The organism is Streptomyces scabiei 87.22 (assembly GCF_000091305.1).
Taxonomy (GTDB): Bacteria; Actinomycetota; Actinomycetes; order Streptomycetales; family Streptomycetaceae; genus Streptomyces; species Streptomyces scabiei.
In genome coordinates this window covers 1,062,834-1,075,498 of record NC_013929.1, presented here as the reverse complement: position 1 = coordinate 1,075,498, position 12,665 = coordinate 1,062,834, and the positions used below count along the sequence as shown (strand labels likewise).

Genomic DNA, 12,665 nt, shown 5'->3' with positions numbered 1-12,665 from the left:
GAGGCTGACGGCATGGGCGACCCGGACGGGGCAGGCGCGAAACCGCTCGACGGCAGGACCGCACTGGTCACCGGCGCGGGCACCGGAATCGGCCGGGAGACGGCCCTGATGCTCGCCGGGGAGGGCGCGACGGTGGTCCTCGTGGGGCGGCGCCCGCACCTCCTCGACGAGGTCGCCGCCGCCGTCACGGCCGCCGGAGGCACGGCCTTCGCCCGCCGCGCGCACGTGGAGGACGCCGACGAGGTGCGGCAGCTGGCCGCGTGGACCCGGGAGACGGCCGGCCCCGTGGACATCCTCGTCAACAACGCGGGAGGCGCCGGCCCCACCGGCGACGTCCGCGGCCTCGGCGAGGACGAGTGGAACGCCGTCATGGGCGTCAACCTCACCGGGGTGTACCTGCTCACCCGGGCCGTCCTCCCCGGCATGCTGGAGCGCGGCGGCGGCACGATCATCACGATCTCCTCGCTCGCCGCGCTGCGGCCCACCCCGCTCGGCGGTGCCCCCTACGGCGCCGCCAAGGCGGGCGTGCGCAACTTCATGGCCTACCTGCGCGCCGCGTTCCGGGACGCACACGTCCGGGCGACCTGCATCCTGCCCGGCGAGGTCGACACCCCCGCCCACGACGGCCGGGCCGTGCCGCCGAGCCGGGAGCGGCGGGATGCCATGGTGCGCCCGGAGGACGTGGCACGGGCCGTCCTGCTGTGCGCCACGCTCCCGGAGCGCACGGTGGTCGAGGAGCTGGTCATCGCTCCCACCGTGACCGCCCCGCCCCGGCTCAGCGGTCCGTGACCGGGGTGACGGCCGCGGCGGCCGGCTTGAACAGGGGCTGTTCGGAGGCGGGGTCCCAGGCGGTGAGGGTGGTCTCGTTCGCCGCGCGAGGCGGTGTCCTCTCGTCGGGCCCCACCCCGCAGGGCGTGTCCCAGTAGCAGTAGTGGAAGGGCACGAACAGCACCCGGGGTCGTACGTCCGTGAGCCGCAGCCGTCCCCGCAGGGCGCCCCTGCGGGTGCGGACCTCGACCGTCCCGCCCTCGCCGCAGCCGATCCGCTCGGCGTCGCCCGCCGACATCTCCACCCACACCTCGGGCGCCGCCGCGTCGAGCTGCGGGGTCCGGCCCGTCCTGGTGCGGGTGTGGAAGTGGTAGAGGGTCCGGCCGGTGGTGAGCTGGAACGGGTACTCCGCGTCCGGCACCACCGGCGGGGGAGGTAGGGAGCCGACTTGATCATGGCCCTGCCCTCGGGGTTGCGGGCGCGGTAGGCCGCCTCGTCGGCAGGGTTGCCTCCTGCCGCCGGCCGTCCGGAACCGAGGGCTCCGCAGGGTGCCGACGGGTACCCGCGCACGGTCTCGGGCAACGGCCCGGACGGGTACGGAAAACGTCCGGGCCGGCCCCTCGCGAGGGGCCGGCCCGGACGCCGTCAGCGGGAGTGTCAGACCAGGTCGAAGCGGTCCAGGTCGGAGACCTTGGCCCACGCCGCGACGAAGTCCTTCACGAACTTCTCCTTGGCGTCGTCGCTCGCGTAGACCTCGGCGAGGGCGCGCAGCTCGGAGTTGGAGCCGAACACGAGGTCGGCACGGGTGCCGGTCCACTTGACCTCGCCGGTGTCCGCGTCACGGCCCTCGAACAGGGTCTGGTCGGCGGACGTGGACTTCCAGGTCGTGCCCAGGTCGAGCAGGTTGACGAAGAAGTCGTTGGTGAGCACGCCTGGGGTGCCGGTGAAGACGCCGTGCGCGGACTGGGCGTGGTTGGCGCCCAGGACCCGCAGACCGCCGACGAGGACGGTCAGCTCCGGCGCGCTCAGCGAGAGCAGGTTGGCCCGGTCGAGCAGCAGGTACTCGGCGGGGAGGCGGTTGCCCTTGCCCTGGTAGTTGCGGAAGCCGTCGGCCGCCGGCTCCAGCGCCGCGAACGACTCGGCGTCCGTGTGCTCCTCGGTGGCGTCCACGCGGCCCGGGGTGAAGGGCACCTCGACCTCGACACCGGCGTCCTTGGCGGCCTTCTCGACCGCGGCGGCTCCGCCGAGGACGATCAGGTCGGCCAGGGAGACCTTCTTGGCGCCGGAGTTGAACTCCGCCCGGACGCCCTCCAGGACGCTCAGGACGTGACGCAGGTCGTCGGGGTTGTTGACCTCCCAGCTGCGCTGGGGCTCCAGGCGGATACGGGCGCCGTTGGCGCCGCCGCGCTTGTCGCTGGAGCGGAAGGTGGAGGCCGACGCCCACGCGGTGGACACCAGCTGCGAGACGGTCAGACCCGAGGCGAGCAGCTTGGCCTTGAGCGCCGCGATGTCGGCCGCGTCGACGGCCTCGCCCTCGGCCGCCGGCAGCGGGTCCTGCCACAGCAGGGTCTCCGCCGGGACCTCCGGGCCGAGGTACAGCGACTTCGGGCCCATGTCACGGTGGGTCAGCTTGAACCAGGCGCGGGCGAAGGCGTCCGCGAACTGGTCGTGGTTCTCGTGGAAGCGCTTGGAGATCTCGCCGTAGATCGGGTCGAAGCGCAGCGAGAGGTCGGTGGTGAGCATCGTGGGCAGCTTCTTGGCGTCGCTGTGGGCGTCGGGGATGATCGCCTGCGCGTCCTTGGCCACCCACTGGTTGGCGCCGGCGGGGCTCTGGGTCAGCTCCCACTCGTAGCCGAAGAGGATGTCGAAGAAGTCGCTGCTCCACTGGGTCGGCTTGGTGGTCCAGGTGACCTCCAGGCCGGAGGTGATGGCGTCGCCGCCCTTGCCCGTGCCGTGGGTGGACTTCCAGCCGAGGCCCTGCTGCTCCATGGTGGCGGCCTCGGGGTCGTCGCCCACGTTGTCCGCGGGGCCGGCGCCGTGCGTCTTGCCGAAGGTGTGACCACCGGCGATGAGGGCGACGGTCTCCTCGTCGTTCATCGCCATGCGGCGGAACGTCTCACGGATGTCGCGGGCCGCGGCGAGCGGGTCCGGGTTGCCGTTGGGGCCCTCCGGGTTGACGTAGATCAGACCCATCTGGACGGCGCCGAGCGGGTTCTCCAGCTCGCGGTCGCCCGTGTAGCGCTGGTCGTCCAGCCAGGTGGTCTCGGGGCCCCAGTACACGTCCTCGTCGGCCTCCCACACGTCGGCGCGGCCGCCGGCGAAGCCGAAGGTCTCGAAGCCCATCTGCTCCAGGGCGACGTTACCGGTGAGGATCATGAGGTCGGCCCAGGAGATGGACTGGCCGTACTTCTTCTTCACCGGCCACAGCAGACGGCGGGCCTTGTCCAGGTTGCCGTTGTCCGGCCAGCTGTTCAGCGGCGCGAAGCGCTGCTGACCGCGGCCGCCACCGCCGCGGCCGTCGCTGATGCGGTAGGTGCCGGCGCTGTGCCAGGCCATACGGACCATCAGCGGGCCGTAGTTGCCGAAGTCGGCCGGCCACCAGTCCTGCGAGGTGGTCAGCGCCTCGGCGATGTCCTGCTTCACGGCCGCGAGGTCGAGGTTGTTGAACGCCTCGGCGTAGTCGAACTCCCCGCCGAGGGGGTTCGCCACGACCGGGTCCTTGGCGAGGATCTTCAGGTTGAGGCGCTCCGGCCACCACTGACGGTTCCCGCCGCCCTGGGTCGGGTGCGCGGCACGCCCGTGGGCGACCGGGCAGCCGCCCGTCTCCTCGGGCTTCGCGTCCGTGACGATCGCGTCGTGGTTCTCAGTCATGGGAGTCCTTCCGGAACTGGTGGATCACGGTGCTGAACTACTGGCTGCGGAACAGGGGGGACACAGGCCCCAGTAGATGACCTCTGCCTCGTCGATCGCGAAGCCGCGGTCGTCGGAGGCGGTCAGACACGGGGCGTGCCCGACCGCGCAGTCGACGTCGACCACGACACCGCAACTGCGGCACACGAGGTGGTGGTGGTTGTCCCCGACACGGCCCTCGTACAGGGCGGGGCTGCCGGGTGGTTCGAGGCGGCGCACGAGCCCGGCGCCCGCCAGGGCGCCGAGGGCCTCGTACACGGCCTGGAGCGATATGTGGCCGACGCGATCGCGCACCCCCGAGGCGATCGCTTCGACACCGAGGTGGTCGCCGTCCCGGACGGTCTCCAGCAGCGCCACGCGCGCGGCCGTCACCCGCAGGCCGGCACCGCGCAGCTCCTCGGCGGTGTTCGGAGGCTGGGATGCGGTCATGCCGACCAACCTACCTCCCTAAACACGAACAGTTCAAGAAAACGAACCACCCAAGTTTGGGTGTGCCGTTTCGGCCACCGTCCGTGACCACCGCGCACGTCGGTCGCAGGTGAGCGGGACGGCGGAACCTCGCGGGCGCGTCCCCGGTGTTCCGGGCGCGCCGGGGTACCCGGGGACGAGCGGCGACTCCCGTCCCTGCGAAGGAGGCGGCTGAGGATGAGCACCCGGGCGCGGCACGAGCGGACCGCCGGGCCGGCCCACGACGCCGGGCCGTACCTCCCGGGCCGCGGCGGTCTGCCCGCCCACCGCCGGGCCGCGGCCGACTGCCGGGGCTGTCCGCTGTGGGAGCACGCCACGCAGACGGTCTTCGGCAAGGGAGACGCCGCCGCACGGCTCCTCCTCGTCGGCGAGCAGCCGGGGGACCGGGAGGACCGGCAGGGCGAGCCCTTCGTCGGCCCCGCCGGGCGGCTGCTGCGCCGGGCGCTGGAGGAGGCCGGGATCGACATGGACACGGCCTATGTGACCAACGCGGTCAAGCACTTCAAGTCCACCCGGCCGCCGGGCGGCGGCAGACGCCGTATCCACCAGGCCCCCGACCTGCGCGAGGTCGCCGCCTGCCGCCCCTGGCTGCTCGCCGAACTGCGGCTGGTGCGGCCCGAGGTCGTGGTCGTCCTCGGCGCGACGGCGGGCCGCGCGCTGCTCGGCCCCTCCTTCCGGGTCACCAGGGACCGTGGCGCGCTGCTGTCCCTGCCCTCGGAGGGAACAGAGGCCGGGCCGCGCGTCGTGGCCACGCTCCACCCTTCCGCCGTCCTGCGCGCCGACGACCGCGAGGGCGCGTACGCGGGGCTGGTGGCGGATCTGGAGGTGGCCGCGGGGGTCCTGGCCGGGAGCGGGCCGTAGCCCTCGTGTTCTCATCGCCGTACCCCGGCTCTCAGGGCTTGCGGGCGACGCCGCCGAAACAGTCGACCTCCGGCGGCTCGTCGGCGCCGCCCGGCTCGGCCCGCCAGCGGGCCACGGACACGAGACCGGGCGCCAGCGGCTCCAGGCCGTCGAAGAAGCGGGCGAGCTGAGCGGGGGAGCGGTTGACGCGCGGGTTGTCGCTCGTCTTGTTCCAGTGCGCGACCATCGCGCGCATCGCCTCCGGCCGGTACACCTCCGTGCTGTCGCCGAGCACCAGATGGCTGCCCGGGGCCAGCGCGTCCAGCAGCCCGGCGACGATGCCGTGGGCGCTCTCGTCGGGCAGGTGCGCCGTGATCCCGAGCAGCACCAGACCCACCGGGCGGGTGAGGTCCAGGGTGCCGGCGGCGCGGTCCAGAATGACGTCCGGGTCGCGCAGGTCGGCGCCGACGAAGGCGGTCGCGCCCTCGGGGGTGCTGGTGAGCAGCGCGTGGGCGTGGACGAGGACCGTCGGGTCGTGGTCGACGTAGACGATCCGCGCGTCCGGGGCCGCCCGCTGGGCGACCTCGTGGGTGTTGTCCGCGGTGGGCAGCCCGGTGCCGATGTCGAGGAACTGGCGTAAACCGGCCTCCTCGGTCAGATGGGTGACCGCTCGGCGCAGGAAGGCCCGCTGGGCGCGGGCGATGTCGACGATCTGCGGGTTCAGCCCGCGGATCTCGTCACCGACCCGCCGGTCGATCTCGTAGCAGTCCTTGCCGCCGAGCCAGTAGTTCCAGATCCGGGCCGAGTGCGGCACCCCGCTGTTGATCACCGGACGGTCAAGTGGCATGGATGCTCCCCGTGTTGGCGTCTTCGGCCGCCGCCAACCTAGCAAGATCACCACGTACGTGACCGGTGGACAGCCCCCGGAACGGCCGCCCACCGTCGAGATCCGGCCTGCCTCACTCCGGGCCCCGGCCGCCGCCCCCGCTCACCAGCACGACCTCCAGGGTGCGCGGACCGTGCACGCCCTCCACCCGGTCCAGCTCGATGTCGCTGGTCGCGGACGGGCCGGAGATCCACGTCAACGGGCGGACCGGATCCAGGAGTTCGAGCGCCTGCGGCACCGACGACACGACCTGATCCGGTACGTGGACGACACAGACGTGGTGGTCGGGCACGAGCGTGATCCGGCGGCGGCCCTGATCGGGGGAGCCGTCCAGCACGATCGTGCCGGTCTCGGCGATCGCGAGGGCGCAGGCCGTGACGACACTGTCGACCCGGTCCAGCTCGTGCGCGGTGCTCTCGCCCCGGTCCGGCACCCGCGTCAGATCCGTCGCCGACAGCCAGTCCTCGCGCAGCCCCGACGGCACCAGCACCGTCTTCGAGCCGCGCGCGCGCAACAGCCCGGCGATCGTCTCCGCGAGCCCGTCCGCGTCCGTGCGGTGCACGAGCGCCCGGTAGTCCGCCAGGTTCTCCGCCAGCAACTCCACCGTCCCGTCGGGGCTCAGCCCGCCGTGCTCACGGAGATAGCTCCGCCGGAAGGCATGCTCGTACGGAGTGTCATCACGGCGTACGTCCGCGAGCGCGCGTCGCACCCGGCCCAGGATCAGGTCCCTGCTGCTCACTTGCCCGTGTCCTTTCCGCCGTTCGTCCGCTGCCACCAGTCCCGGAACGGCTCGGCGGGCAGCGCCGGGAGGTCGCGACTGGCACTCCACGCCCTGCCGGGGCCCGGCAGCGTCCGGGGATGGAACCGGCGCGTGCGCGAGGCGATCCGCTGCCCGGCCCGCAGCGCCCCGGGGTGGCCGAACGCCCAGCGCGCCGCCCGCATCGCCGCCCGCTCGGCGGCGTGCCCCTTGGCGGGCTTGAGCACGACCTTCGTGCCCCGTTCCGTCACGATGCCGCCCTGCGCGACCCGCTCCCGCAGATGCACCAGCACCTCGGGGATGTCGATGGCGACCGGGCACACCTCGTAGCAGGCGCCGCACAGCGAGGAGGCGTACGGCAGGGAGGCGTCGACCTCGCTGCGCGTGCCCCGCAGCTGCGGGCTGAGGATGGCGCCGATCGGGCCCGGGTAGACCGAGCCGTACGCGTGCCCGCCGGCCCGCTCGTACACCGGGCAGACGTTGAGACAGGCCGAGCAGCGGATGCAGCGCAGGGCCTGGCGGCCGACCTCGTCGGCGAGCGTGTCCGTGCGGCCGTTGTCGATGAGGACGAGGTGGAAGGTCTGCGGCCCGTCGGCCGTCCCGGCGTCCGACGTGCCCGTCCAGGTGGAGGTGTACGGGTTCATCCGCTCGGCCGTCGAGGAGCGGGGGAGGGTCTGCAGGAACACCTCCAGGTCCTGCCAGGTGGGGACGATCTTCTCGATGCCGACGACCGAGATCAGGGTCTCGGGGAGGGTGAGGCACATCCGGCCGTTGCCCTCCGACTCCACGACCACCATCGTGCCGGTCTCGGCGACCATGAAGTTGGCGCCGGAGATGCCGACCTTGGCGCGCAGGAACTTCTCCCGCAGATGCAGCCGCGCGGCCTCCGCCAGCTCGGCGGGCGTGTCGGTGAGGCCCTCGGGGGCCGGACGGCCCCACTCGGCCATCTCGCGCGCGAAGATGTCCCGGATCTCGCCCCGGTTGCGGTGGATCGCGGGGACGAGGATGTGCGAGGGCCGGTCCTTGCCCAGCTGGACGATGAGTTCGGCGAGATCGGTCTCGTAGGCGCGGATCCCCTCGGCCTCCAGCGCCTCGTTCAGCCCGATCTCCTGGGTGGCCATCGACTTGACCTTGACGACCTCGCTCTCCCCGGTCGCCTTCACGAGGTACGTGACGATCCGGTTGGCCTCGTCCGCGTCGGCGGCCCAGTGGACCGTGCCGCCCGCCGCCGTGACCGACTCCTCCAACTGCACCAGATAACGGTCGAGATGACGGAGGGTGTGGTCCTTGATCTGCTTTCCGGCCTCGCGCAGCGCGGCCCAGTCGGAGACCTCCGCGACCGCGGCGGCGCGCTTGGCGCGGATGGTGTGCGTGGCGTGGCGCAGATTGCCGCGCAGCGTCGTGTCGTGGACGGCTTCGTGCGCGGCCTTCGGGAAGGCCGGCATGCCGAGATACGTCCCGCTCATGCGAGGGGCTCCTCTTCCGTGCTCGCCAGGATCTCCGCGATGTGCACGGGCCGGACGGCCGTGCGCAGCCGGGTCATCGTGCCGCCGAGGTGCATGAGACACGAGTTGTCGGCCGCGCACAGCACCTCGGCGCCCGTCGACTCGGCGCTTCGCACCTTGTCCGCGCCCATGGCCGCCGAGACATCGGAGTTCTTCATGGCGAAGGTGCCGCCGAAGCCGCAGCACTCCTCGGCGCCCGGCAGCTCCAGCAGCTCCAGCCCCTTCACGGCCGCGAGCAGCTTCCGCGGCCGTTCGCCCAGCCCGAGGCTCCGCAGCCCGTGACAGGTCGGGTGGTACGTCACCTTGTGCGGGTAGTACGCGCCGACGTCGGTCACACCCAGCACGTCCACCAGGAACTCGGTCAGCTCGTACGTCTTCGGCACGACCGGCGCCAGCGTCCGCGCCAGGGTGTCCCCCCGCCCCTCCGCCCGCGCCCGCTCACCCATCCGCGGATACAGCTCCCGCACCATCGCCCCGCAGGAACCGGACGGCGTCACGATCGCCTCGTAGTCACGGAATACATCGGAGAACTTCCGGGCCAGCGGCTCTGCCTCGTGACGGTATCCGGTGTTGTAGTGCGCCTGCCCGCAGCAGGTCTGACCCACCGGGAAGTCGACGTCAACCCCCAGCCTGGTCAGCAGTTTCACCACGGCGCGGCCGGTATCCGGATAGAGCGTGTCGTTGACACAGGTCAGGAACAGAGCGACACGCATCGCGGCTCCTCAAGAGTCGGTCATCGGATGAGTGCAGGGTACGACGCGACTGCGCGGAGGGCGAGAGGCACCCCCGTACCGATCGGCGGGAGCCCCGCTCACCGTGCGGTGAGCCGGGCCTCCGCCGTGCGCCAGGCCGCCGGGTCGCCCTGCGGTGTGTACCGCACCAACGGCTGGGTCCGGGCGAGGAGTTGCCGCATCGAGGCCCGGTCGCCCACCAGGCCGTGGGTGCGGGCCTGCACCAGGACGTTGCCCAGGGCCGCCGCCTCCGCCGGTCCCGCCACCACCGGGAGCCCGCAGGCGTCGGCGGTGAGCTGGCACAGCAGCGCGTTGCGGGTGCCGCCGCCGACGATGTGGACGACGTCCACGGGGTGGTCGGCCAGCGCCTGCGCCTCGGCCACGGCCCGCCGGTGGGCCAGGGCGAGGGAGTCGAGGATGCAGCGGGTGATCTCGGCTGGCGTCCCCGGAACGGGCTGTCCCGAGGCCCGGCACGCCTCGGCGATCCGGCCGGACATCCCGCCCGGCGCGAGGAACGCCGAGTCGCCGGCGTCCACCACCGACCGCAGCGCCGGCACGGTCGCGGCCCCCCGCAGCAGTTCGCCGAGGTCGGGGTCGCCCCACTCCCGTACGCACTCCTGGAGCAGCCACAGCCCCATGATGTTCCGCAGGTAGCGGACCGTGCCGTCGAGCCCCAGCTCGTTGGTGAAGTTGGCCGACCGGCTCGCCTCCGTCAGCACCGGGGCCTCCAGCTCCAGACCGGCCAGCGACCAGGTGCCGGTGCAGATGTACGCGAACCGTTCCCCGGTCGCCGGCACGGCCGCCACCGCCGAGGCGGTGTCGTGCGACCCGACCGTGGTCACCGGGACGGGGCCGGAGAGCCCCGTCGCCTCCAGTACCTCGGGGCGCAGCAGGCCCGCCGGGTCGCCGGGCCGCCGCAGCGGCGCGAACAGGCCGAGGTCGATGTCCAGCCGGTCCGCGACCTCCCGTGACCAGTCACCGGCCCGGGGGTCGATCAACTGTGTCGTCGAGGCGTTGGTCAGCTCGGTGCCCTGCTCGCCCGTCAGCCAGTACGCCAGCAGATCGGGGATGAGCAGCAACCGCCCGGCCTGCGCGAACTGGGCCGACGACCGGGCGGCCACCAGCTGGTAGAGCGTGTTGAAGGGGGCGTACTGCAGCCCGGTCGCCGCATACAGCTCGGCGGCGGGCACGGTGGCCCACACCTTCTCCGCGACACCCTCGGTCCGGCCGTCCCGGTAGTGCACCGGGTTGCCCAGCAGCGCGCCGTCCGCGTCCAGCAGCCCGTAGTCGACGGCCCAGCTGTCGATGCCGACGGAGTCGACCTGCCCGGCCGCCCGCAGCCCGTCCAGGACCCCCGCGTACAGCGAGAGAACGTCCCAGCGCAGGCCCTCGGGCGTGCGCACCGGCCGGTTCGGGAAGCGGTGCGCCTCTACCAGCTCCAGCGAGTCCCGGTCCGCGCGGCCGACCATGACCCGCCCACTGGACGCGCCGAGGTCGACCGCCGCGTACGCCCTCACGGACCCGCCCGACGCACCTTTGCCCCTGGCACGCGCGCTCATCGGAGGAAGGCGGCGGCCACGCCGGCGTCGACCGGGACGTGCAGACCGGTGGTGTGCGTCAGTTCCCCGCCCGTCAGCGCGAACACCGCGTTCGCCACGTGCTCGGGGAGCACCTCGCGCTTGAGGATGGTCCGCTGCGCGTAGAACTCGCCCAGCTTCTCCTCCTCGATCCCGTAGGTGGCCGCCCGCTGGGCGCCCCAGCCGGCCGCGAAGATCCCGGAACCGCGCACCACACCGTCGGGGTTGACCCCGTTGACGCGGATGCCGTGCTCGCCCAGCTCGGCGGCGAGCAGCCGCACCTGGTGCGCCTGGTCGGCCTTGGTGGCGGAGTAGGCGATGTTGTTGGGCCCGGCGAAGACGGCGTTCTTGGAGGCGATGTAGACGATGTCACCGCCCAGACCCTGCGCGATCATCACCCGCGCCGCCTCCCGCGACACCAGGAACGAGCCGCGCGCCATGATGTCGTGCTGGAGGTCCCAGTCCTTCGCGGAGGTCTCCAGCAGCGGCTTGGAGATCGAGATGCCCGCGTTGTTGACGACGAGATCGACGCCGCCGAAGGCCAGCGCGGCGGCCTTGAAGGCCGCACCGATCTGCTCCTCGTCCGTCACGTCGACGGTCACGGCGACGGCCTTGTCCGGCCCGCCCAGCTCCTCGGCGACGGCGGCGGCGTTCCCGGCGTTCAGGTCGGCGACGACGACACAGGCGCCCTCGGCGACCAGCCGGTGCGCGATCGCCTTGCCGATCCCGCTGCCCGCACCCGTCACGAGCGCCACCCGGGTCGCGAGCGGCTTCGGCTTCGGCATCCGCTGGAGCTTGGCCTCCTCCAGCGCCCAGTACTCGATGCGGAACTTCTCCGACTCCTCGATCGGCGCGTACGCCGACACGGCCTCGGCGCCCCGCATCACGTTGATCGCGTTGACGTAGAACTCGCCGGCCACCCGCGCGGTCTGCTTGTCCTTGCCGAAGCTGAACATGCCCACGCCCGGGACCAGCACGATCGCCGGGTCGGCGCCGCGCATCGCGGGGGAGTCGGGCTCGGCGTGCCGCCGGTAGTAGGCGGCGTACTCGTCCCGGTACTCGGCGTGCAGTTCCTTCAGCCGGGCGATCGCCTCGTCGAGGCCGCCGGTCGGCGGGAGGTCCAGGACGAGCGGGCGGACCTTCGTCCGCAGGAAGTGGTCCGGGCACGAGGTGCCGAGGGCGGCGAGGCGCGGGTGCTCGGCGCTCGCCAGGAAGTCGAGGACGACGTCCGTGTCGGTGAAGTGGCCGACCTGCGGCCTGTCCTCGGAGGCGAGGGCCCGGATGTGCGGCGCCAGGGCGGCGGCGCGCTCCCGGCGCTCCGCCTCGGCGAGCGCGGCGTAGCCCTCCAGGACGGGTCCGAACGGCTCGGCCTTCCCCTTCTCCTCCAGGAACCGCTCGGCGGTCCGGATGATGTGCAGCGAGTTCTTCTCGCACTCCTCGGCGGAGTCGCCCCAGGCGGTGATGCCGTGCCCGCCGAGGACGCAGCCGACGGCCTGCGGGTTGGCCTCCTTGACGGCGGCGATGTCGAGGCCCAGCTGGAACCCGGGCCGGCGCCACGGCACCCACACCACGGTGTCCCCGAAGCACTCGGCGGTCAGCTTCTCCCCGTCGGCGGCGCAGGCGAGCGCGATCCCGGAGTCGGGGTGCAGATGATCGACGTGGGCGGCGTCCACCAGGCCGTGCATGGCGGTGTCGATGGACGGCGCGGCGCCGCCCTTGCCGTGCAGGCAGTAGTCGAACGCGGCGACCATCTCGTCCTCGCGCTCCACCCCCGGGTACACGTCGACCAGGGCCCGCATCCGGTCCAGCCGCAGCACGGCCAGGCCCTCCCCGGTGAGCGTGCCGAGGTCGCCGCCGGACCCCTTCACCCACATCAGCTCCACCTCGCCCCCGGTGACGGGGTCGGTGTCGGTCCCCTTGGCGGAGGTGTTGCCGCCGGCGTAGTTGGTGTTCCGGGGATCGGCACCGAGCCGACGGGACCGGGCGAGCAGGGCTGCGGCTTCGGGATGGGTCGCCATGCGTGATCAATCCTTACGGTGAGACGGGGTACGGGTACGCGGTGCGGGGTGCGGGGTTCAGCTCGGGGGTCGGGGTGCGTTGCCGGGTGCGGGTGAGCGGGGCTCCTCGCGCAGTTCCCCGCGCCCCTGGAAAGCAAGGGCTGCGCCCCTGGCCTTCCAGGCCCGCGAGGTCGTGGTCTTCCAAGCCGGCGGGGCCTGGGGTTTT

Annotated in this window: 10 protein-coding genes and 1 pseudogene; 2 read left to right on the top strand and 9 right to left on the bottom strand. The window is 72.8% G+C overall.

What is annotated here, in order from left to right:
- The first annotated feature begins 12 nt into the window (after positions 1–12).
- The gene (locus tag SCAB_RS48250) at positions 13–789 is read left to right on the top strand and encodes an SDR family oxidoreductase (RefSeq protein ID WP_012998867.1); all 777 of its coding nucleotides are present in this window, start codon (positions 13–15) and stop codon (positions 787–789) included.
- Here SCAB_RS48250 and SCAB_RS04505 read toward each other — a convergent pair.
- The 3 genes and pseudogenes from SCAB_RS04505 to SCAB_RS04495 form a co-directional block, all read right to left on the bottom strand.
- A pseudogene (locus SCAB_RS04505) lies at positions 776–1,254 on the bottom strand (molybdopterin dinucleotide binding domain-containing protein); the annotation flags it as partial. The gene SCAB_RS48250 and the pseudogene SCAB_RS04505 overlap by 14 nt on opposite strands.
- A 171-nt stretch (positions 1,255–1,425) precedes the next feature.
- Positions 1,426–3,639: a catalase/peroxidase HPI gene (gene katG / locus SCAB_RS04500; RefSeq protein WP_012998865.1), complete on the bottom strand. Its 2,214-nt coding sequence runs from the start codon at positions 3,637–3,639 to the stop codon at positions 1,426–1,428.
- Between the two features lie 24 nt (positions 3,640–3,663).
- Positions 3,664–4,107: a Fur family transcriptional regulator gene (locus SCAB_RS04495; protein ID WP_037726803.1), complete on the bottom strand. Its 444-nt coding sequence runs from the start codon at positions 4,105–4,107 to the stop codon at positions 3,664–3,666.
- Between the two features lie 216 nt (positions 4,108–4,323).
- Between SCAB_RS04495 and SCAB_RS04490 the strand changes: the two genes are divergently transcribed.
- Positions 4,324–5,007: a UdgX family uracil-DNA binding protein gene (locus tag SCAB_RS04490; RefSeq protein WP_012998863.1), complete on the top strand. Its 684-nt coding sequence runs from the start codon at positions 4,324–4,326 to the stop codon at positions 5,005–5,007.
- A gap of 31 nt (positions 5,008–5,038) precedes the next feature.
- On the opposite strand, the gene SCAB_RS04485 is transcribed toward SCAB_RS04490, so the two are convergent.
- From SCAB_RS04485 to SCAB_RS04460, 6 genes are all read right to left on the bottom strand, one after another.
- Positions 5,039–5,833 carry an SAM-dependent methyltransferase gene (locus tag SCAB_RS04485; protein WP_041668889.1) on the bottom strand — a complete coding sequence of 265 codons (795 nt, stop codon included), beginning with the start codon at positions 5,831–5,833 and terminating at the stop codon, positions 5,039–5,041.
- A 112-nt stretch (positions 5,834–5,945) separates the two neighbouring features.
- A complete protein-coding gene (locus tag SCAB_RS04480) occupies positions 5,946–6,611 on the bottom strand; it encodes a LutC/YkgG family protein (RefSeq protein WP_012998861.1) in 666 nt (221 codons plus the stop codon).
- A complete protein-coding gene (locus tag SCAB_RS04475; protein ID WP_012998860.1) occupies positions 6,608–8,095 on the bottom strand; it encodes a LutB/LldF family L-lactate oxidation iron-sulfur protein in 1,488 nt (495 codons plus the stop codon). The genes SCAB_RS04480 and SCAB_RS04475 overlap by 4 nt, the downstream gene beginning before the upstream one ends.
- A complete protein-coding gene (locus tag SCAB_RS04470; RefSeq protein ID WP_012998859.1) occupies positions 8,092–8,847 on the bottom strand; it encodes a (Fe-S)-binding protein in 756 nt (251 codons plus the stop codon). Before SCAB_RS04470 ends, SCAB_RS04475 begins: the two co-directional genes overlap by 4 nt.
- 98 nt (positions 8,848–8,945) lie before the next feature.
- Complete coding sequence (locus SCAB_RS04465; protein ID WP_012998858.1) at positions 8,946–10,382, bottom strand: rhamnulokinase; 1,437 nt, start codon at positions 10,380–10,382, stop codon at positions 8,946–8,948.
- Between the two features lie 38 nt (positions 10,383–10,420).
- Entirely contained in the window at positions 10,421–12,460 is a 2,040-nt protein-coding gene (locus tag SCAB_RS04460) for a bifunctional rhamnulose-1-phosphate aldolase/short-chain dehydrogenase (RefSeq protein WP_012998857.1), read from the bottom strand.
- Positions 12,461–12,665: the final 205 nt, after the last annotated feature.

Bases quoted from the DNA above. Each gene is read 5' to 3' on its own strand.
- SCAB_RS48250 (WP_012998867.1), top strand. From the start codon at position 13: ATGGGCGACCCGGACGGGGCAGGCGCGAAACCGCTCGACGGCAGGACC.
- katG (WP_012998865.1), bottom strand. From the start codon at position 3,639: ATGACTGAGAACCACGACGCGATCGTCACGGACGCGAAGCCCGAGGAG.
- SCAB_RS04495 (WP_037726803.1), bottom strand. From the start codon at position 4,107: ATGACCGCATCCCAGCCTCCGAACACCGCCGAGGAGCTGCGCGGTGCC.
- SCAB_RS04490 (WP_012998863.1), top strand. From the start codon at position 4,324: ATGAGCACCCGGGCGCGGCACGAGCGGACCGCCGGGCCGGCCCACGAC.
- SCAB_RS04485 (WP_041668889.1), bottom strand. From the start codon at position 5,833: ATGCCACTTGACCGTCCGGTGATCAACAGCGGGGTGCCGCACTCGGCC.
- SCAB_RS04475 (WP_012998860.1), bottom strand. From the start codon at position 8,095: ATGAGCGGGACGTATCTCGGCATGCCGGCCTTCCCGAAGGCCGCGCAC.
- SCAB_RS04470 (WP_012998859.1), bottom strand. From the start codon at position 8,847: ATGCGTGTCGCTCTGTTCCTGACCTGTGTCAACGACACGCTCTATCCG.
- SCAB_RS04460 (WP_012998857.1), bottom strand. From the start codon at position 12,460: ATGGCGACCCATCCCGAAGCCGCAGCCCTGCTCGCCCGGTCCCGTCGG.